The sequence below is a fragment of the Haloarcula amylolytica genome, assembly GCF_049705545.1.
In the GTDB taxonomy this organism is placed as follows: Archaea; Halobacteriota; Halobacteria; order Halobacteriales; family Haloarculaceae; genus Haloarcula; species Haloarcula amylolytica_B.
Map to the genome: position 1 here is coordinate 3,078,751 of NZ_JBNAMU010000001.1, position 17,857 is coordinate 3,096,607.

Annotated in this window: 21 protein-coding genes; 13 read left to right on the forward strand and 8 right to left on the reverse strand. The window is 65.1% G+C overall.

The annotated features are described in order from the left end of the window. Nucleotides 1-2 precede the first annotated feature (2 nt). From ACOZ4H_RS16110 to ACOZ4H_RS16120, 3 genes are all read left to right on the forward strand, one after another. Nucleotides 3-476 carry a universal stress protein gene (locus ACOZ4H_RS16110; protein ID WP_424330229.1) on the forward strand — a complete coding sequence of 158 codons (474 nt, stop codon included), beginning with the start codon at nucleotides 3-5 and terminating at the stop codon, nucleotides 474-476. A 52-nt stretch (nucleotides 477-528) separates the two neighbouring features. Further along, nucleotides 529-747 (forward strand): hypothetical protein, encoded by a 219-nt coding sequence (locus tag ACOZ4H_RS16115; RefSeq protein ID WP_312621093.1) that lies wholly within the window; start codon nucleotides 529-531, stop codon nucleotides 745-747. A 211-nt stretch (nucleotides 748-958) separates the two neighbouring features. After that, on the forward strand, nucleotides 959-1,183 hold the full coding sequence (locus ACOZ4H_RS16120; protein WP_424330230.1) for a hypothetical protein: 225 nt from the start codon (nucleotides 959-961) through the stop codon (nucleotides 1,181-1,183). A gap of 295 nt (nucleotides 1,184-1,478) precedes the next feature. Here the strand turns inward: ACOZ4H_RS16120 and ACOZ4H_RS16125 are convergent, their stop codons facing one another. After that, complete coding sequence (locus ACOZ4H_RS16125; RefSeq protein WP_424330231.1) at nucleotides 1,479-2,345, reverse strand: CheF family chemotaxis protein; 867 nt, start codon at nucleotides 2,343-2,345, stop codon at nucleotides 1,479-1,481. Nucleotides 2,346-2,535: 190 nt separating this feature from the next. Here ACOZ4H_RS16125 and ACOZ4H_RS16130 point away from each other — a divergent pair, with 190 nt between their 5' ends. Continuing rightward, a complete protein-coding gene (locus tag ACOZ4H_RS16130) occupies nucleotides 2,536-3,141 on the forward strand; it encodes a DUF4382 domain-containing protein (RefSeq protein WP_424330232.1) in 606 nt (201 codons plus the stop codon). Nucleotides 3,142-3,163: 22 nt separating this feature from the next. Here ACOZ4H_RS16130 and ACOZ4H_RS16135 read toward each other — a convergent pair whose 3' ends face one another. After that, nucleotides 3,164-3,976 (reverse strand): undecaprenyl-diphosphate phosphatase, encoded by an 813-nt coding sequence (locus ACOZ4H_RS16135; protein ID WP_424330233.1) that lies wholly within the window; start codon nucleotides 3,974-3,976, stop codon nucleotides 3,164-3,166. An 89-nt stretch (nucleotides 3,977-4,065) separates the two neighbouring features. Between ACOZ4H_RS16135 and ACOZ4H_RS16140 the strand changes: the two genes are divergently transcribed. From ACOZ4H_RS16140 to rnhB, 3 genes are all read left to right on the forward strand, one after another. Continuing rightward, the gene (locus ACOZ4H_RS16140; protein WP_424330234.1) at nucleotides 4,066-5,181 is read left to right on the forward strand and encodes a mechanosensitive ion channel family protein; all 1,116 of its coding nucleotides are present in this window, start codon (nucleotides 4,066-4,068) and stop codon (nucleotides 5,179-5,181) included. A gap of 84 nt (nucleotides 5,182-5,265) precedes the next feature. Then, entirely contained in the window at nucleotides 5,266-6,543 is a 1,278-nt protein-coding gene (locus tag ACOZ4H_RS16145) for a tRNA pseudouridine(54/55) synthase Pus10 (RefSeq protein WP_424330235.1), read from the forward strand. Between the two features lie 58 nt (nucleotides 6,544-6,601). After that, a complete protein-coding gene (gene rnhB / locus ACOZ4H_RS16150; protein WP_424330236.1) occupies nucleotides 6,602-7,237 on the forward strand; it encodes a ribonuclease HII in 636 nt (211 codons plus the stop codon). 483 nt (nucleotides 7,238-7,720) lie between these two features. Here the strand turns inward: rnhB and ACOZ4H_RS16155 are convergent, their stop codons facing one another. Both ACOZ4H_RS16155 and secF read right to left on the reverse strand, forming a co-directional pair. Next, nucleotides 7,721-9,277, reverse strand: coding sequence for a preprotein translocase subunit SecD (locus ACOZ4H_RS16155; protein ID WP_424330237.1), 1,557 nt, complete (start codon nucleotides 9,275-9,277; stop codon nucleotides 7,721-7,723). Continuing rightward, nucleotides 9,274-10,134, reverse strand: coding sequence for a protein translocase subunit SecF (gene secF, locus ACOZ4H_RS16160; protein ID WP_424330238.1), 861 nt, complete (start codon nucleotides 10,132-10,134; stop codon nucleotides 9,274-9,276). Before secF ends, ACOZ4H_RS16155 begins: the two co-directional genes overlap by 4 nt. A 101-nt stretch (nucleotides 10,135-10,235) precedes the next feature. On the opposite strand from secF, the gene ACOZ4H_RS16165 reads away from it, so the two are divergent. Continuing rightward, nucleotides 10,236-10,550, forward strand: coding sequence for a hypothetical protein (locus tag ACOZ4H_RS16165; RefSeq protein ID WP_424330239.1), 315 nt, complete (start codon nucleotides 10,236-10,238; stop codon nucleotides 10,548-10,550). 13 nt (nucleotides 10,551-10,563) lie between these two features. On the opposite strand, the gene ACOZ4H_RS16170 is transcribed toward ACOZ4H_RS16165, so the two are convergent. After that, a complete protein-coding gene (locus ACOZ4H_RS16170) occupies nucleotides 10,564-11,031 on the reverse strand; it encodes a DUF5812 family protein (RefSeq protein WP_424330240.1) in 468 nt (155 codons plus the stop codon). A 94-nt stretch (nucleotides 11,032-11,125) separates the two neighbouring features. Further along, nucleotides 11,126-11,674, reverse strand: coding sequence for a hypothetical protein (locus ACOZ4H_RS16175; protein ID WP_424330241.1), 549 nt, complete (start codon nucleotides 11,672-11,674; stop codon nucleotides 11,126-11,128). A 126-nt stretch (nucleotides 11,675-11,800) separates the two neighbouring features. On the opposite strand from ACOZ4H_RS16175, the gene ACOZ4H_RS16180 reads away from it, so the two are divergent. Genes ACOZ4H_RS16180 through ACOZ4H_RS16190 form a run of 3 tightly spaced genes read left to right on the forward strand, consistent with a single transcriptional unit; the run spans nucleotide 11,801 to nucleotide 14,480 of the window. After that, a complete protein-coding gene (locus ACOZ4H_RS16180) occupies nucleotides 11,801-13,111 on the forward strand; it encodes a glucose-6-phosphate isomerase (protein WP_424330242.1) in 1,311 nt (436 codons plus the stop codon). Nucleotides 13,112-13,134: 23 nt separating this feature from the next. After that, a complete protein-coding gene (locus ACOZ4H_RS16185) occupies nucleotides 13,135-14,277 on the forward strand; it encodes a lysostaphin resistance A-like protein (protein ID WP_424330243.1) in 1,143 nt (380 codons plus the stop codon). 56 nt (nucleotides 14,278-14,333) lie between these two features. Further along, entirely contained in the window at nucleotides 14,334-14,480 is a 147-nt protein-coding gene (locus tag ACOZ4H_RS16190) for a CopG family transcriptional regulator (protein ID WP_050007795.1), read from the forward strand. On the opposite strand, the gene ACOZ4H_RS16195 is transcribed toward ACOZ4H_RS16190, so the two are convergent. Beyond that, nucleotides 14,477-14,935: an NOB1 family endonuclease gene (locus tag ACOZ4H_RS16195; RefSeq protein WP_014039441.1), complete on the reverse strand. Its 459-nt coding sequence runs from the start codon at nucleotides 14,933-14,935 to the stop codon at nucleotides 14,477-14,479. The genes ACOZ4H_RS16190 and ACOZ4H_RS16195 overlap by 4 nt on opposite strands. Further along, entirely contained in the window at nucleotides 14,936-15,175 is a 240-nt protein-coding gene (locus ACOZ4H_RS16200; protein WP_424330244.1) for a PRC-barrel domain-containing protein, read from the reverse strand. Nucleotides 15,176-15,369: 194 nt separating this feature from the next. On the opposite strand from ACOZ4H_RS16200, the gene ACOZ4H_RS16205 reads away from it, so the two are divergent. Together ACOZ4H_RS16205 and infB are read left to right on the forward strand one after the other, a co-directional pair. After that, nucleotides 15,370-15,921: a plastocyanin/azurin family copper-binding protein gene (locus ACOZ4H_RS16205; RefSeq protein ID WP_424330245.1), complete on the forward strand. Its 552-nt coding sequence runs from the start codon at nucleotides 15,370-15,372 to the stop codon at nucleotides 15,919-15,921. A gap of 94 nt (nucleotides 15,922-16,015) precedes the next feature. Further along, entirely contained in the window at nucleotides 16,016-17,821 is a 1,806-nt protein-coding gene (gene infB, locus ACOZ4H_RS16210) for a translation initiation factor IF-2 (protein WP_424330246.1), read from the forward strand. Nucleotides 17,822-17,857: the final 36 nt, after the last annotated feature.

Sequence of the window (17,857 nt, forward strand, 5' to 3'; positions counted from 1 at the left end):
CCATGTACGACAACATCCTCGTTCCGACAGACGGCAGCAAAACCGCCGAAAACGCGGTCGACCAGGCAGTCGACATCGCCTCGAAGTACGGCGCGACGGTCCACGCGCTGTACGTCGTCGACGTCGACGCCACCAGTTACTCGCTGGGAACGGAGCAGGTCGACCGCATCCGCCAGGGGAACCTGGAGGAGATGACCGAAATAAACGAAGACGCCGACGAAGCCACCGGCTACGTCCGCGACTGCGCCGCCGAACACGGCCTCGAAGTCGAAGAGCACATCACCGCCGGCGAGCCGGCCCGCGCGATACGGAAGTTCGTCGAGGACAACGACATCGACCTCGTCGTGATGGGGTCCCACGGCCGCTCGGGCCTCAAGCGCGTCATCCTCGGCAGCGTCACGGAGAAAGTCCTACGCCGGACGCGACTGCCGGTGCTCGTCGTCGACGTCCACGGCGAGACAGACATCGATGAGTGACTAGCATGGGACTGAACCGATCACGACCGCCACGGACGACGCGAGGCCGCCGATGAGCGTCGTCGACACCCTCCGCGACCACGTGCGCGACCACAAGCGAGGCATGTTCGTCGACCTCGTGTTCGCTATCGCCTGGGTGACCGCCGTGAGCGTCATCTTCGACCTGCTGTCGGCTCCCCAGTGGGCTTACTACCTGACGCTCGCCGCCGGCGTCGTCGCGTACTACGGCTTCTTCTGGTCGCTCGAGCTGGCGATGCAACAGCAGCAGTAGGCCAGTCTCGGTTTTCGAATCGGACACAGATTTCCCGTGTGTTCGGTACAACCGCGTGCGATTGACTCACACTATCGCGAATCGTTGTCCTCCCCGGCCGATCCAGGCACCCGCTATACTCTGGGCCGGCGAATTTCGATCCCGCCGGTAGTAATAATACAATGTAGATCCATTGACTTGTTCGACGGCAGCGGATGGTGTGGAGTCAGCAATGATATACCAAAGTTCAACGGGAGAGTACTACAGTGGTCTCGACATCTGGATGCGCTTCGAATCGGGGCTCTGGGAACCACACGACTGGAGCCAAGCGACAGGACAGGAGTGGGTCCAGACTGAGGCGGACGAAGTCCTCACCCTGACGCCGGTCCCGGAGTCAGATCTACCAGACGGAGTGTCGGTGACGGAGGCCGAGGACGTCGAGTACCTGAGTGAGTGAACGACCAGCGACCCCCGGAGTCCGGACTCCGTGGGCCACACTGTACCGGCCGAGCACCGCTGGCGAGAAAACGCCGCTGTGGGTCGCTTCGGACGTGCCGTTCGGCGGTACCGCCCTGCTGGTCCGAGTGAGAATCGGTCCCCGACCGTTTTTTGAGGATTGAGATGAGGTGGCTCGCTGCTCGCGAGTCACTACGTTCCCCGTTCCTTCTGCAGCGCGTGACGTATCGCTGCTCGCGGGCCACTTCGTTTCCCGCTCGCTATTCGAGGGCCGCTCGCTACGTTCGCGCCCCTCGCTACTTCTCACTCATCGCCTCACTCGCCATATTCCGCCCCTGCGCGTTCAACGCGACCTCGGTCCGAACGCGGACCTCGTCAACCGCACCGATCTCAAGCAGTTTCTGGTAAATTTCCTCGACCTCGTCGGGCGTCGTCCCGACGAAATCGGACATCTCGAACGGTGAGACACCGGAGTACAGCGCCATCAACACCTGACTCTCCATCTCCGAGAGTTCGTAATCGTCTTCGCGGTCCTCGATAACGCGGGTGAACAGCGTCTTCAGCGCCCGTGTGTGGTGGTCCATCCCCGAGATATGGGTTTCGACGCTGCGGTCCTCGTCGTCGGTATGTTCGACCTCGATGACATCCCGCTCCTGGCCCATCACGGTACTGGTCCCAGTTTCGATGGTCCCGACGTCCTCGATTTCGAAGGCCATGCTCTTGCCGCCGGGGAACTGGAGGCGGATGATGTCGTCGTCCAGTTGAAACCGTGCCTTGGTCCACTCGGCGTCCTCCTGGACCACACCGCCGACGACCGCCTGCTGTCGCGCGAGGATGACCTCGCCCTGCAGCGTCGCGCGGACGTACTCCGTCTCGAAGTCGTCCATGTTCGGCGTGTCAACGAGGAGGACGTTGTTGCCCACCTCTAGCGCGGTTGCGCCGCCGGTACCGCCGTCGGGGACTAAGTCGTCGGGGTCCGACGGAAGGGTGATGTTGGAGTGGGGAATCGGCTGTTTCGAACCGTTCGTCGCCAGGATAAGTCGCTTGTTGGTGACGATGAGCCGACAGGAGCGCCACTGCGGGTCAGTCACTGGGTCGCCGTCGCGGACGACGTACTGGAAGTCCCCCGACGTGTCGACTAGCTTGCGTTCGTCACCACTCATAGCCGCTGATATTACAGATTTGATGCCAAGGGATAAATAAGTTCCATCGTCGCCGGGCCAGTCCCGGACGATATCATCGGTCTGTGTTGGGCTAGAAACCGTTCACGTCCGGCAAATCGGGCGAAATTCGGCTGAACTCGGCCTGACTATCTGCCGGCTCCTTTACCCCAGGGTGGCTGTCGAACAGTGTATGCGCGATCCACAGCAGTCAGGAACGACGTCTCGACGCGACTATCTGAAAGCCGCCGGCGGACTCGCGGCAGCGAGCACGGTCGGCCTCGCCGGCTGTTCCGGGAGCGACGCCGAAACAGGCACGCTCGCGACGCGAGTGACCGACCAGCCAGGCGACATCGGCGATTTCGAATCGTGTGTCATCACGATGGCCGGGATCTGGGTAAAGCCGGCCTCGGAGGAGGCCACAGCGACCGAAGAATCGGCGACAGCGGACACGAGCGACGCCCGCGAGTACCACGAGTTCGATGAAGCCCAGGAAGCCGACCTGGTCCAGCTACAGGACGGCAACACCACTCTCGTCGACGAGACCGAACTCGACGTTGACACCTACGAGTATCTCCAGCTCGACGTGACCGGCGTCGACGCAACGCTCGCAGAAGGCGGTGACGCGACGGTTGACACGCCTGGCGACGCGCCCCTGCAGTTCACCCAAGAGTACGAGATCCGCGCGGACACCCGGACCGTATTCACGGCCGATTTCACCCCGGTCAAGCGCGGCCGCACTGACGAGTATATTCTCCAGCCGGTCGCCAGTGGCACCGAAGTCGAGTACGAGGGGTAAGCCAACCCGGCTTTTCCGGGAGCTACAACGCGACGAGCAAGCCGCCGACGACCCCGAACCCACCGAACACCGTACAGACTGCCCAGAACGGGACCTGCCGGACCAGTCGGACCAGCGCGTCGACAGTGAGGTAGCCGACGAGGGCGCTCACGGCGAGCGCGACGACGGCCGGTAGTGGCTCGATTGCCGGCACGCCGTCATCGACGAGAACCAACGCGTTCGCGGCGAGCGCGGCCGGAATCGACAACAGAAACGAGAGCCGAAGTGACGACTCGCCCTCGTGGCCCCGGAGCAGCAGGGCACTCACCGTCGTCCCGGACCTGGAGACGCCGGGGAGGATAGCCAGCCCCTGCAGTACGCCCACCAGCACGGCGTCGATCCAGTTCGGAATCTCGCGCTCGCCCAGCGACAGCGCCGCGGCAAAGCGCTGGAGCAGGCCGGTGACGACGAGCAGGCCGCCGACCAGCGCCAGGAAGAGCCCGCCCTCTAGCTCCGAAACCGCCGCGTCGAGGGCCATGTAGGCGGGGAGACCGGTGACGGCGGTGGCCAGTGTGGCGATGACAATAAACGAAAGGTCTGCCGTCTCGTCGGCGAACGGGCGGCGCGAGAGTTGCCGGATCGAGTGCAGGATGGTTCGGACCTCAGTGCGGTAGTAGGCCGTCGCCGCGACCGCCGTCCCGGCGTGGAGAAAGAGCGCGAGGCGGGTCGCGGCGGCGGGCGAGACGCCCGTAGCCACCGTCGAGGCGAGGGCGACGCCGCCCTCGCTGGAGACCGGAATCCACTCCAGCACCCCCTGCAGCAAGCCCAGCAGAATGGCGACGAGAATCGGGTTCATACCCACGGAGCGGACGCCGCGGGACAAAGGCCGTTCGGTTCGAGCCGTCGACGTGGCAGTATATATAGCGCCGGTGTCCAAACGGGGGTATGCAACTGGGAAGCGGGGTGGTAGACCTGCTGTCGGGACTGCCGGCCTGGCAGGGGTTTCTGGTGCTCGTCGGTAGCGGGGTCGTGCTCGCGTTGGTCATCCGTGTTCTCGGTGACCGACTACTCAGACAGGTCACGCCCCACATCGAGGGTGATGTCGATGACATCGTCTTCCGTGGGATTCACACTGCCGTGTACGTCACGGTCGGCCTCGGCGGCGCGTACGCCGGCGCACAGATTTACGACATCCGCCCGGCCATTGCTGTCTCGCTGGAAGCCGGGACGCTCTCGCTGGTCGTCATCGTCTGGATGGTGACGCTGCTGCGTATCGGCCGTCAGGCGTCCGCCCTTGCGACGGATTCGGCGTACATCGACCGCCAGATGGTCCCCATCCTCCAGAACGTCTGGAGCGCGCTCATCTCGGGCGGCGGTGTTCTGCTCCTGCTGATTCTATGGGACATCGACGTGACGCCGCTGCTGGCCTCGGCGGGGATTATGGGGATCATCGTCGGGCTGGCGGCCCGGGACACGCTGGCGAACTTCTTCGGGTCGCTGTCGCTGTATCTCGACGGTACGTACGCAGTCGGCGATTTCGTCGTTCTCGAAACCGGCGAACGCGGCCGCGTCGAGGACATCTCCGTGCGCTCGACGGTCATCCGTACCCGCGACGACATCCTCGTCACCGTCCCGAACTCGAAGCTCAACAACGCCGCCATCATCAACGAGTCGACGCCGAGACGCAAGCGCCGGATTCGCGTCCCTATCGGCGTCGCCTACGGGACGGATATCGACCAGGTCGAGGAGATTCTCCTGGAACTAGCCGGAGCCGAGGACCTCGTTCAGGACCGCCCGAATCCGAGGGTCCGGTTCCGGGAATTCGGCGACTCAGCGCTGAACTTCGAACTGCTGTGCTGGGTCAGCAATCCGGCCCTGACAGCCCGTGCGACGCACGAACTCAACAGCGCGATCTACAAGCGGTTCCGGGCGGAGGACATCGGAATTCCGTTCCCCCAGCGGTCCATCTCCATCTCGGCCGAGGAGATTCCGGGCGAACTGTTCGACCAAGCGCAGTCGAAGGGCAAAACCACAGACGACGGCGGCGTGACTGGCAAGTGAGCGCAAGCAAGGTCGCAGGGCCGACTGACTCGGGTGACCGAGAGGTCGAAACGCAGTTACGGGGTCGCCGCGTCGGCTCAGGCAATGAGCATACTTGAGGACGCCCGTGCGGCGCTTGCGACCGGGCCGCTGTGTGATTCCTGTCTCGGCCGGCTCTTCGCCGACCGGAGCTTCGGGCTGGCCAACGCCGAACGGGGCCACGCCCTGCGGGTGACGGTTGCGCTCGCAGAGGATGACCCCTTCGAGGAAAGCGAGGACTGCTGGGTCTGTGAGGGCGAGTGTGACCGGTTCGACTGGTGGGCCGAGCAGGCCGCAAGCGCCGTCCGCGGCTACGACTTTGATACCTACCAGGTCGGGACGAAGGTGCCGCCGCTGCTCGAAGAGAACGACGAACTGCTCCGGGAGGACGTGGGCCTCGAACCGGACGCCGGCGAGGCACTGAAGACCGAGCTCAACCGTGAAGTGGGGAAACGGATCGGCGACCTGACCGGCGCGGAGGTGGAGTTCGGCCGCCCGGCGATCCAGTTCACGCTCGATCTCGCGACAGATGAGGTGGAGACCCACGTCAACTCCGCGTTCGTCTACGGCCGCTACCGCAAGCTCGAACGCGATATTCCCCAGACGAAGTGGCCCTGCAACGACTGCAACGGGACCGGACTGTGGCAGGGCGAGCCCTGCGACGGCTGTGACGGCAGCGGCTACCGCTACGACGAGAGCGTCGAGCAACTGTCCGCGCCTGTCGTCTGCGAGGCGATGGACGGCGAGGAGGCCGTGTTCCACGGCGCCGGCCGCGAGGACGTCGACGCCCGGATGCTCGATTCGGGCCGCCCGTTCGTCATCGAGGTGATGGAACCCCGCAAGCGCGACGTGGATGCCGACGAGCTCGAAGCCGACATCAACGCTTTCGCCGACGGGAAGGTCGAAGTGACGGACCTCCACCTGGCGACCCACGAGATGGTCGAGCGCGTCAAGGAACTGGACGCCTCGAAGACCTACCGGATGGACGTGGAGTTCGGGGAGCCGGTCGACGCCGACGCCCTGCAGGACGCGCTGGCGGAACTGGACGGGACGACCATCGAGCAGGAGACGCCCCAGCGGGTCACCCACCGGCGGGCCGACATCACCCGGACGCGGACGGTGTACGACGCCGAGGGCGAACTGACCGACGACCGTCAGGCCGAACTCCGCATCCACGGCGAGGGCGGCTTGTACGTGAAGGAACTCGTTTCCAGCGACGAGGGCCGCACGGAGCCGAGCCTGGCCGGCCTGCTAGACACCGACGCCGTGGTGACGGCGCTCGACGTAATCGACGTGCAGGGCGAGGACGAACCGTTCGCGAAAGACGAGTTCCTCAAAGAGTAGCTCGCTGGACTGCCGTCCAACCGGAACCTGTTTTTACACCGGCGTCGACGTGCCAGCCATGCGATTCGGCGTCGACGAGGCCGGGAAAGGACCGGTTCTTGGGTCGATGTTCGCCGCCGCTGTCCGGGCCGACCCGGCGGCCCTGCCCGATGGTGTCGGCGACTCGAAGGAGATCAAGCCGGAGCGACGCGAGCGACTGGCCGGCGAAATCCGCGAGTCGGCCGACACCGTCGGTGTCGCCGAGATTCCGGTCGAACGCATCGACGCCGACGGGACGGACATGAACACGCTGACCGTCGACGCGCAGGCGGCGGCGCTCTCGTCGGTGGCCCGTGAGGGGCTGCCGGGTACGGTCGACGCGAGCGACACCGACGCGGCGCGGTTCGGTCGCCGGGTCGCCGATTCGGTCGACGCCGAGGTAAGCGTGACCGCGGAGCACGGGGCCGACGAGACGGACCCGCTGGTCGGTGCGGCCTCGATTGTCGCGAAAGTCGCCCGCGACGCACACGTCACGGAGCTGGCTGAAGAGTACGGCGACGTGGGGTCGGGCTACCCCAGCGACCCGACGACGCGGGCGTTCCTGGCGGACTACGTCGACCGCCACGGCGAGTTACCGGCGTGTGCCCGCCGGTCGTGGTCGACGTGTGACGACGTGCTGGCGGCGGCAGAACAGGCGACGCTGGGAGACTTTTGAGCGATAAAAGCCCGACAGAGGCGGTGTGGAGTCGGACGGGAGCTGTTTTCCACAGCCCGTACGGCTCTTCCAGCACTGTGCCGACTGTAGCCGGTCTTCAACCGGCCTCGCCCTTTCAGGCTTTACCCGGGCTTGCACCGGGTTTTGTCGATATGCTGGGTTCCCGAACGCCACTTACGTGACATCCGGTAGTTGGCCTTCGCACCGGTCCGGCCGGCCGGGCCGGCGGTGGGCTGTTTCGGTTCTCCTTCGGAGCGTTCACCTCGGAGTCGTGTGACGGACCGCTCGGTTGTTGCCCCCAACGCGTCCCGTTCCGTCCTGCTCGGACAGTCTGAGACCCGTCGTCCGATGACTCCCCGCGTCTGACGGGATGTGTAAATGGGCCCTGCTTGATAATAAGTCAATCTAAAAGAATTTGATATTCGCTAGCATGAAAATAGTCCACAGCGGAACACCCTGACAGAACAGGCGAGAAGGGACCGCTCAGTCCTCGTCCAGCACGAGGCTCCGGAGGATGTCACCGTAGGCCGGGCGCGTCACCAGCACACCGACCAGCACACCGACGATGGTGATGATGGCGAACCCGGAAAGATCGCCCAGCGAGAGGACCATCAGCGGACTCATCGCGACGATGGTCGTCGCCGCGGCCGCGCCGATGACCCAGAACGCCTTGCGGAATCGGCTCTGGAACACGCGCCCGGTCTCGACTTTCCCCTGCTGAAGGATTTCGTCGGCGATGATGATGAGGTCGTCCACCCCCGTCCCGATGACCGCGATGAACCCGGCCAGATGCGAGAGATTCAGCGGATACTGGACGAAGGCGACGAACCCGAGGAGGATGAACACCTCCGACAGCGCCGTGACGATCATCGGCAGGGCGACCTCTGGACGCCCGTACCGGAGATACACGACCAGGCTCACCGCGATCACGGCGAGAATGCCCGTCAGGAGGGAGCGCTGCTGGAATTCCTGTGCGAGCGCGGAGGAGAGCGTCTGGCTCTCCGCGCTGTCGAAGTCAAGCGGGGCTGGCAACCGGCCGGCCTTCAGCGCAAGTTCCAGCTCTGTCGCCTCGGACATGTTGCTGGTCTGCATGATGAACTGCGGGTTGTTGACGAACTCACCGTTCCGGTAGGACTGTCCTAGCCCCGGGTCAACGCCGCCGACGAACACCGGTTCGCCGTTCAGCGTCGTCACCAGACAGTCCGCCTGTGTGTTCTGGAGGTTCTCGTGGTCGTAGTCCGAGCGGCGGCACGTCGACCCGCTCCCGAAGCCGGCATCGACCATGTCGTTCGCGTAGCGCTCGGCGACGCTCTGTTTGACCGTCACCGGGACGTGCGTTCCCTGTGTGTCGCTTCGCTGTGCCGACCCGATGCCGGCGAAGTCACCCTGGGAGAGGACTTCCTCGCGGACGTAGGTCCCGTTCTCGGTGTTGTCGTGGACGGCGTACACCCGGACGACACCGCGCTCTTCGAGCAGGCCGATGAGTTCCTCACGCCCTCTGTCCGGGGCCGTGACGCTGATGAAACTCCGGCCGCCCGGCGAACTGACTTGCTGCACGGAGCCCCCTGTCAGCGCCGATTCGCGTAGTTTGTCGTCGATGACCGATACCATGTTCTCGCGCGTCTCTCGGGTCACCCCGGGCCGGACCTCGCTCGGCTCGTACCCCTCGGATTCGAGCGCGGACTCGACCTCCGACTCGGAGACGTCGTTCGAGAACACCTCGACGGTCTCGGTCTGGTTCGAGACGCGTACGTCGATCGGGTCAACGCCCAGCCGTGACGCCAGGGACTGGGCGAGATCGGCCTCGTCCGCGGGTGCGACATCGACGCCCTCGGCAGTTGTGCCGACGATGGGGGCCTGGATGCGTGTCCCGCCGCTGAGCTGAATCCCGTACTGGAGGTTCGTCGACTGGTTGGCGGCCCCGGCTCCTTCGGTGCTGGACGTTCCTGGCGGAACGCCGGGGATGAACAGCGCGACAGCGCTGAGTAGTAACAGCGCGACCAGCGCGACGACGCGCCAGTTTTCCTTGAGTGTGCTCATCGATTGACCCCCTCGTACTTGTACCAGCGAAGCAGCGTGACGTTGAGCATGTAGGTGTTCATCAGATCAGCCGCCAGTCCGACAACGAGAACAAACCCGATAGAAGCCATCAGTTCAATACCGAACAGCGTCGCCGAGATCGCCATCACTGCCATCGCCGCCATCGATGTCAGCGTCATCGTCACACCGGTCCGCATCGCGCGGTACGTCGACTCGTAGAAGCCACCGGACCGCCGGAGGACGTGGTTGTTTAACAGGATATCGGAGTCGACGCTGTAACCGATCAGCATCAGCAACGCGGCGACGGTCCCCAGAGAGAGCTTGATTCCTAGGAGATTCATCACCGCAAGCGGGATAACGAGGTCGGAAAACGCAGAGAGGACGACCGCGATACTCGGCACAATCGTCCGGAACATCGCAAAGACGAGGAGACTCATCCCGAGGAAGGCGACACCGATGCCGACGACCGCTAGCCGCTGATTCTCCTGGCCGAATATCGGCGAGGTCGTCCCGCTGCCGAGGAACTCCATCTGGTCGCTCGACCGCGCGGTTTCCTCGATGGGCTCCAGGTTCGACGAGTCGAACGTGATGATATAGCGGTTCTCACCCTCGACCTGTTGGACGGAAACCACAGGCTCGTCGAACGTGGCCCTGAGCTCCGCCTGTGAAAGGGACGACTCGACGGTGAGTTCCGAACCGCCCGTGAAGTCGATGCTCGGAGACACCGGCGCACCGGTGACCAGATACCAGCCACCGAGCACCGCGAGCGCCAGACCGAGCACTACCAGCGGAACCGCCACCAACTGACGGTTCGAGTACTGGGTGTAATCGACTTCCGGGACCTCGAACTCGAACATGACCGAACGATGTGAGACGGGCCCGAATAAGCCTTCTCAATCACTGCCGCTGACATCCGTTGTGCCGTACATCTATGGCAGTCTATCACGTATATCCGCCCATGTCCGAGCACGCAATCAGGGTCGAACTCTCGTATCCGGCGGATCTCAGCGGCTGGGGTCGCGACAAAATCGACGGGTCGCCGTTCCGCGCGTACCTCCGGAAGACACACGACAACGCCGCGCCGGGCGACGTGTGGACGGAGTTCGTCGGCGTCGGCTGCTGTGGCGACACGCTGGATTTCCCGCTTCGGGTCGAATCCGTCGACGGCGGCTCCGCGGTGACCGAAGACACCGCGTTCGTCTACACCGAGCGCGAGGCCTGCGGGGTCGCCGGCGGCTGGCAGGTCCAGAGCGCCGCCGGCCCGACCGAATAAGGAACGCGAGCGCTCAGTCCGGCAAGTACCGCACGCTGACGACACCCTCTGCCGTCCGGACCTCGACGCGGTCGACGCCGAGCCTGGCCGCCCGGGAGAGGGTGGCCTCGTCCTCAACGACATCCGCCGCGGCCTCGCTCGTCTCGTCTTCCGGGACCGTCAGGACGTGAATCTCGCCCTCACCGGCGCGCTCGACCGTGGTTAGCTCGCCGGGGGCCTGTTCGGCCGCGATTTCGGTCGTCTGCGCCGTCGGCGCGAGGTCGACCGTCTCCACAGGAATTGTTCGCCGCTCGGCGACTTCGGTGACGGTGTAGGTGACCTCCATCGGCGGCTCCGGTTCGACTGTTCCCTCCACAACCTCGCCGGTCTCGACGCCGGGGTTGTCCGACAGTGTCAGCACTTGCGAGTCCGCGACGTTCCGAAGCGTCGCCGACGCATCGTCGGCGTTCGTGACCAGGAACGTCCCTTCAATGCCTGTCATAGGGACACGTTCGGCGCGTGCGCTCTTGCCCGTTTCGACCCGGGAGCGAGTGTGACGTATCACTTGGTAGGAGTGGGGCCGTGGGCCGGCGGCGCTACTTCAACAGCCGATGGGTCAGATATATCACCAGCGTCGCGAGCAGCGGCGGAGCCAGGCCCGCAAGCGGCGGCAGCGAGTAGAAGAAGCCGACGACGGGGCTCTGTGTCGGTTCGCGAAGCTCCGCCGGGGCGGAGGTCAACAGCGCGAGGTATATCGACCCGATGAACAGGAACGCCGAGAGTGCAAGGGCGCGGTCGTAGGCGACCGAGGATTCGGTCCGTCGGTGGCGGCGCGCGACGGAGAGCACCGGCGCCAGCAGCGGCGCGACCAGCAACAGACCGATGAACAGGAAGAAGCTCCGCGAGAAGGTGAACGTTCCGCCGCGGACGCTCCCGGTTTCGGCGAGTTGCGTAATCAGGCCGAAGGAGAACACGAGCGTAATCGCCACAGACAGCAACAGCGCGACCGGGACGTATGCTTTGAACAGCAGCGAATCGCTGGCCCGGAACGCGTACGGGAACGCACCGGGGAGCCCGTTGTACGGTTCGGGCCGGTCGTCGTCGGCGTCGGCTGTGACGGACTGCTCTGCCGTCGCGTCTGTCATACCTGTGGGTTAGGCGAGCGCGTGGTTAAGCGCGGTGTTGTCCGACCAGCGGTGAGAGCGGAGCCACGTCTGCTGCCCGCCGTGCTCTCCGGGAGTTGTTTGTACCCGCCCGTCGACACCTCCAGTATGCACGTGGATATCGGAGCCGCACTGGCCAGTGCCGCCGACCCGGGCGTCGAGCGGGCGACGCTGGACGACCTGGACGAGCGGGTGGCCGCGGCTCACGACCGTATCGAGCAGGGGCGGGACGGGGGCGAGTTTGGCTACGCGTCGCTGAACCTTCCCGAGGCAACTGACGCCGAGACCATCCGCGACGCCGTCGCGCCGGTCGCCGACGCCGAATCGGTCATCACTGTCGGCATCGGTGGCTCCGCGCTGGGGGCCAAAACCATCACAGAGGCGCTGGCCGACGACCCGGGCGGTCACGTCGTTCTGGACAACGTCGACCCGGAGCACGTCCGGCGGACGCTCGACGGACTCTCGCTCGCCGACACAGCCATCAACGTCGTCTCTCGTTCGGGGACGACGGCGGAGACGCTGGCGAACTTCCTCGTCGTCCGCGAGGCCTACGAGGACCGGGGCGTCGACTGGACCGAGCGCATCGTCGTGACCACGGGCGAGTCCGGTCCGCTCCGGGCGCTCGCCGACCAGCACGACCTGCCGACGCTGCCGGTGCCCGAGGGCGTCCCCGGCCGCTTCAGCGCGCTCTCGGCGGTCGGGCTCGTCCCGCCAGCCATCCTCGGCATAGACATCGAGGGGCTGCTTGCCGGTGGTCGGACGGCGGCTGACGACCTCGCGCCGTCGCTGTACGATTCGCCGGCCTACGCCTACGGCGCGATGGCCTACGCACTCGAAGAGGAAGGGGCGAAAGTCAACGCATTCATGCCCTACGCCGAGCGGCTGGAGTCCTTCGGCGAGTGGTTCGCACAGCTCTGGGCCGAGAGCCTGGGCAAGGACGGGCGGGGCCAGACGCCGGCGCGGGCGCTGGGCGCGACAGACCAGCACTCCCAGCTCCAGCTGTACCGCGCCGGCCACCGCGACAAAGTCGTCACGTTCGTCCGCCCCCGGGAGCGCGCCAACGTGGCGATTCCCGACCCGGACCACGAGGACCTCGCGTACCTCTCGGGGACCGACCTCGGCGACCTCATCGACGCCGAGTACGAGGCGACGGTGGCGAGCCTGCCGGCGGCTGACCGGCCGGCGCTGGAAGTAGAGATCGACCGCCTCGATGCCGAGAGCGTCGGAGAACTGCTGTACGCGATGGAGGCGGCCTGCATCCTCGCCGGCGAGCTCGCCGACGTGGAGACGTTCACCCAGCCGGCCGTCGAGTGGGGCAAAAACGCCACGCGAGCGCTCATCCGCGGCGAGGAGACGGACGAGACGGCGGTTATCGACGAGCGCGAACGCCTGCGGATCGGCGAAACGGAGTCCCTTTAGGCCGGCACGACCGACTGCCGATAATGGACGACACTGCCGCGAACTGGGGTGTCCTCGCCGCTGGCCTCGGTCTCATCGTACTCGTCGCCACGGAAACCGGCGTCGTCGGCTGGATGACACCGGCGACGACTGTCGGCCCGGTCACCGCCCGTCAGGTCGCCGCCACCGGGTTCGTCATCGCCGCGCTCGCCTTCTCGCTCGGCCGTCACGGCGCACTCGACCGCCGACAGGCGGGCCTGGGCGCGACAGGCGCGAGCGCCATCGCAACGGTCGCGACCCTCGTCGCCTTCTTCGGGCCGGAGTTCCGGACTGGCGTCGAGGCGACCGTCGGAATCGCCGTGTATCTCACAGTGCTGGCCGGGGGCGTGACGGTTGCGCTGGGCTGGGCGCTGTCGACCGGCGTCTCGAACGACCGGCTGTACACGGTCGCCAGAGCGCTCTCGGTCGCGACGGGAATCGGGCTGGCCGGCTTCCTCGTGGGCACGCTGTTCGCCCAATTCGTCGTTCTCGGGGCCGCGGCCGCAGGGCTTGTCAGCGCCGCAGCGCTCAACGGCGGGACCGTCACCGGACCGACGTACATCACGCTCACTATCGGTATCGGCGTCGGCTTCATCGGTTTCGGGGCGGCCGTCGCCAGGCGGTTAGACCGGACCTGGGCCGACCTCGACCTGCGTCGGCCCGGACTCCGCGACGTTGGCTATGGCGTCGGCGGCGTCGTCGTCCTCATGGTCGCGCTGTTTGGCTTCAGTTACCTCATCCAGGCACTCGGCCTCGAGGCGGCCCGGAGCAGCGTCGAGGAACTGGCCCGCGAGGACCCGTCGTTCCTGCTCGTGATGGTCCCGCTCGCGTTTCTGACCATCGCGCCGAGCGAGGAGTTCATCTACCGAAACCTCATCCAGAAGTACCTGTACGACGATTTCGGTGACCTCCAGGCGATTATACTCACCAGCGCCGTCTTCGGCGTCGTTCACTTCGGACAGTACAGCACCGGCACGCCGACACAGACCGTGCTCTCGCTGCTCTTGGTGTTCGTCCTGTCGACGCTGCTGGGCCTGAGCTATCTCAGGACCGAGAACCTGCTCGTCCCGATCTTCATCCACGGGGCGTTCAACGCTATCCAGTTCCTCACATTGTACATTGAAATTACAGGAAACCCGGTAGTCTGAGCCGTCTGACCGCTGTCTGACGGGTGTTTATGCGAACTACCGTTGTAGGCGATGGCATGGCTCGGCGGTTCACCATCGTCTGTGATGACGACCAAGCGCGGATCATCGAAACGCTCGCGCGGCGCTACGGCATCACAGAGGAAGAAGTGCTTTCGCAGCTAGTCGAGCTCGGGCTCGAAGCCCGGGACGAACAGACCGTCTAAGCCGGGTTTTTCCGCGAGAGCGAACTGCCACAGATGGGACAGCGGTCGCGGTTCTCGTCGAACTCACGGCCGCAGCCGGCACACTGGAACAGCCAGTCCCGCTGTTCGGTGATACCGTCGCGGGCGATTACCTCGACGCTCACGTCGAGTTTCTCCGCGACGTTCTGCATCGCGTAGTCGTCTGTGACGAGTCGACTGTCGAGTTCGAACGCGGCCGCGATCAGCCGGATGTCGGTTTCCGAGAGTTCCGCGAGGTCACCGGTTTCGCTGGCAGCGCGCTCGATGCGCTCGACGGTGTTGTCCTCGGGAATGTGGAGGTGCATGCCCGAGCCTTCGAGGGCGTCGAAGCGATAGGCGGCCTCGTCTTCCAGTTCCTCTCTGACGAGCGGAATCGTTGCTATCTGCTCGTCGGTGTGATACTCGTTGATAAATGCCGAGGAGTCAAGAACGTACATCTAGCGTTTGACGATCATGTGGTCTTTCACCGCCTTGACCCGTCCAACCGGGACAAGCAGGCGGCCCTGGTCACTGTACTCGAAGTCCGTGTTGCGGAGCGAGTCCGCGGGGTCGATAACGAGGTTGTGCAGCGCGCCCGAGGAGAAGTCCATCGTGATGTTGTAGAGACTGCCGATCTCCGCGCCATCAGTCCCCATCACGTCTTTCCCCGACAGGTTTTCTGCGAGTATTGCAGCCATACCCCCTTGTTCCGAACGAGGTTACATAAACGCCACGGGGACGTCTGACGGGTGAGCGGTGGTTCCGAGCGATGACGGGGACGGATGGATACCACCCCGCCAGTGGCCGATGATGGCGTCCGTGGCCCCTCCGACGCGCCCGGAACGTCCATAACGAGCCACAACCCTATGCGAGAGGCGGCCCACGGATACGTATGGACAGGAACAGGCGTCGGTTTCTCGGGGGCCTCACGGCCGCCGTCGTCGGAGCCGTCGCTGGATGCAGTGGCGACGGCGACGGAACACCGTCACCGACAGCCACCGCCACAGAAGCGCCGGCTCGAACCGAAACGGCAACTGAGACAGCGACGCCGACTCCGACTGAGTCGCCGACACCGACTGCCACGGCCACCCCGACCGAGACGCCGACGACCACGCCCACTGAAACACCGACGCCGACCGGAACGCCGGTCGACGCTGATCAGGAAATCGCCGTCGCGCCGGGTAGCTTCAGATTCGACCCGGAGACCTTCGAGATCCCGGCTGGAAGCACCGTGCTGTGGGTCTGGGAAGCCGGCGGCCACAACGTCAAGCCGGCCGCGACGCCGGCCGACAGCGACTGGTCGGGGACGCCCGGAGACGATGGGACGACGTACAGTTCGGGGTACGAGTACGCCTACACGTTCACGGTTCCCGGCGAGTACGAGTACCACTGTGTTCCCCACCAGAGCATCGGCATGACTGGGTCGTTCACTGTGACCGAGTGACGCCCGCTTAGCCCCACGCTCGGTCGCGCGCGACTGATGACGACGAACTTAACTGCCACCGACGACTCGGTTCTGACAACTTCTGGAGCCATTTATGTCTGACACGGACCCCACCACAGCCACCGACGACACCCTGCGGACGCCCATCGTCGCCGTTCTGGGCCACGTCGACCACGGGAAGACGAGCCTGCTCGACAAGATCCGCGGTTCGGCCGTCACCGCCGGCGAATCGGGCGCGATTACCCAGCACATCGGCGCGACAGCCGTCCCGCTGGACGTGATTTCCGAAATCGCCGGTGACCTGGTCGACCCGACGGACTTCGACCTGCCGGGTCTCCTGTTCATCGACACACCGGGACACCACTCCTTCTCGACGCTTCGCTCCCGGGGTGGCGCGCTCGCCGACATCGCCATCCTCGTCGTCGACGTCAACGACGGTTTCCAGCCACAAACGCTGGAGGCCATCGACATCCTCAAGCGAACGCAGACGCCGTTTATCGTCGCCGCGAACAAGATCGACACGGTTCCGGGCTGGAACCCCAACGAGGGGCAGCCGGTCCAGCAGACGATGGACGCCCAGTCCGACCGCGTCCAATCCGACCTCAACGAGAAGCTGTACGAGATCATCGGCGAACTCTCCGATAACGGCTTCTCGGCGGACATGTACTGGCGCGTCCAGAACTTCCAGGCCAACATCGGCGTCGTGCCGGTCTCAGCCGAAACCAGCGAGGGCATCCCCGACCTGCTGACGGTGATGATGGGGCTGTCCCAGCGATACATGAAAGAGGAGATGGAGATCGACACCACCGGTCCTGGTGTCGGGACAGTTCTCGAAGTGAAGGACACCCAGGGCTTTGGAACGACGCTAGATGCCATCATCTACGACGGGACCATCCGCAACGACGACACCATCGTCGTCGGCGGCCTGCAGGGGTCAATCGTCACTGACGTGCGCGCACTGCTCCGTCCGCGCCCGCTCGAAGAGATTCGGACCGAACAGGAGTTCGAACAGGTCGAGCAGGTCGCCGCCGCCGACGGCGTCAAAATCGCCGCGCCGGACCTCGGCGACGCGATGGCCGGCGCGCCGATTCGCGTCGTCCGCGACCGCGACCGTAGCGAGGTCATCGCCGAGGTCGAGGAGGAACTCGCCGAAATCGAGGTCACGACACAGGAGGAGGGCGTCGTCATCAAGGCCGACACGCTGGGCTCGCTCGAGGCCCTTTCCAGCACGCTCGAAGAGGAAGAGATCCCGGTCATGCGGGCCGAGGTCGGTGCGGTCGCACCACGGGACGTGCGAGTCGCCGAAACGGCCGGCGAGCCGACCAACCAGGCGATTCTGGCGTTCAGCGTCGAGGTGCTCGACGACGCTCGGGACCTCGCCGAACAGGAGGACGTGGAGCTGTTCGAGGACGACGTCATCTACCAGCTCGTCGAGTCCTACGACGACCACGTCACCGCCATCGAGGAGGCCCAGCAGGAGCAGATTCTGGAGAACATCACCCGGCCCGCGAAGTTCCGGATTCTGCAGGACCACACGTTCCGCCAGTCCGACCCCGCCGTCGTGGGCGTCGAAATCCTCTCCGGTGAACTCCGCCGGAACGTCAACGTCGTCAAATGGGAAAATGGCGAGGCAAAGCGCGTCGGGACCCTCAAAACAATCCAGGACGAGGGCGAGGACGTCGACTCGGCCCGCGCCGGCGAGCGCATGGCCGTCTCGATCCAGGGGCCGACCGTCGGCCGCCAGATCGAGGAAGGCGACGACCTCTGGGTCGAAATTCCCGAAAAACACGCGAAGATTCTGGAACAGGAACTCAAGGAAGACATCTCCGTCGACGAGCGCGAGGCGCTGTCGATGTATCTGGAGAAACACCGGAACCGGGACCCCTTCTGGGGGAAGTAACAGTTATTTTCCCGATATGATTTTGTGCTGACCGAG

Coding starts and splice junctions, on each gene's coding strand:
- ACOZ4H_RS16135 (WP_424330233.1), bottom strand. CDS start 3,976: ATGAACCCGATTCTCGTCGCCATTCTGCTGGGCTTGCTGCAGGGGGTG.
- ACOZ4H_RS16180 (WP_424330242.1), top strand. CDS start 11,801: ATGCACGTGGATATCGGAGCCGCACTGGCCAGTGCCGCCGACCCGGGC.
- ACOZ4H_RS16110 (WP_424330229.1), top strand. CDS start 3: ATGTACGACAACATCCTCGTTCCGACAGACGGCAGCAAAACCGCCGAA.
- ACOZ4H_RS16115 (WP_312621093.1), top strand. CDS start 529: ATGAGCGTCGTCGACACCCTCCGCGACCACGTGCGCGACCACAAGCGA.
- ACOZ4H_RS16125 (WP_424330231.1), bottom strand. CDS start 2,345: ATGAGTGGTGACGAACGCAAGCTAGTCGACACGTCGGGGGACTTCCAG.
- ACOZ4H_RS16140 (WP_424330234.1), top strand. CDS start 4,066: ATGCAACTGGGAAGCGGGGTGGTAGACCTGCTGTCGGGACTGCCGGCC.
- ACOZ4H_RS16205 (WP_424330245.1), top strand. CDS start 15,370: ATGGACAGGAACAGGCGTCGGTTTCTCGGGGGCCTCACGGCCGCCGTC.
- ACOZ4H_RS16130 (WP_424330232.1), top strand. CDS start 2,536: ATGCGCGATCCACAGCAGTCAGGAACGACGTCTCGACGCGACTATCTG.
- ACOZ4H_RS16155 (WP_424330237.1), bottom strand. CDS start 9,277: ATGAGCACACTCAAGGAAAACTGGCGCGTCGTCGCGCTGGTCGCGCTG.
- secF (WP_424330238.1), bottom strand. CDS start 10,134: ATGTTCGAGTTCGAGGTCCCGGAAGTCGATTACACCCAGTACTCGAAC.
- ACOZ4H_RS16120 (WP_424330230.1), top strand. CDS start 959: ATGATATACCAAAGTTCAACGGGAGAGTACTACAGTGGTCTCGACATC.
- rnhB (WP_424330236.1), top strand. CDS start 6,602: ATGCGATTCGGCGTCGACGAGGCCGGGAAAGGACCGGTTCTTGGGTCG.
- ACOZ4H_RS16145 (WP_424330235.1), top strand. CDS start 5,266: ATGAGCATACTTGAGGACGCCCGTGCGGCGCTTGCGACCGGGCCGCTG.
- ACOZ4H_RS16190 (WP_050007795.1), top strand. CDS start 14,334: ATGGCTCGGCGGTTCACCATCGTCTGTGATGACGACCAAGCGCGGATC.
- ACOZ4H_RS16165 (WP_424330239.1), top strand. CDS start 10,236: ATGTCCGAGCACGCAATCAGGGTCGAACTCTCGTATCCGGCGGATCTC.
- ACOZ4H_RS16200 (WP_424330244.1), bottom strand. CDS start 15,175: ATGGCTGCAATACTCGCAGAAAACCTGTCGGGGAAAGACGTGATGGGG.
- ACOZ4H_RS16170 (WP_424330240.1), bottom strand. CDS start 11,031: ATGACAGGCATTGAAGGGACGTTCCTGGTCACGAACGCCGACGATGCG.
- ACOZ4H_RS16195 (WP_014039441.1), bottom strand. CDS start 14,935: ATGTACGTTCTTGACTCCTCGGCATTTATCAACGAGTATCACACCGAC.
- ACOZ4H_RS16185 (WP_424330243.1), top strand. CDS start 13,135: ATGGACGACACTGCCGCGAACTGGGGTGTCCTCGCCGCTGGCCTCGGT.
- ACOZ4H_RS16175 (WP_424330241.1), bottom strand. CDS start 11,674: ATGACAGACGCGACGGCAGAGCAGTCCGTCACAGCCGACGCCGACGAC.
- infB (WP_424330246.1), top strand. CDS start 16,016: ATGTCTGACACGGACCCCACCACAGCCACCGACGACACCCTGCGGACG.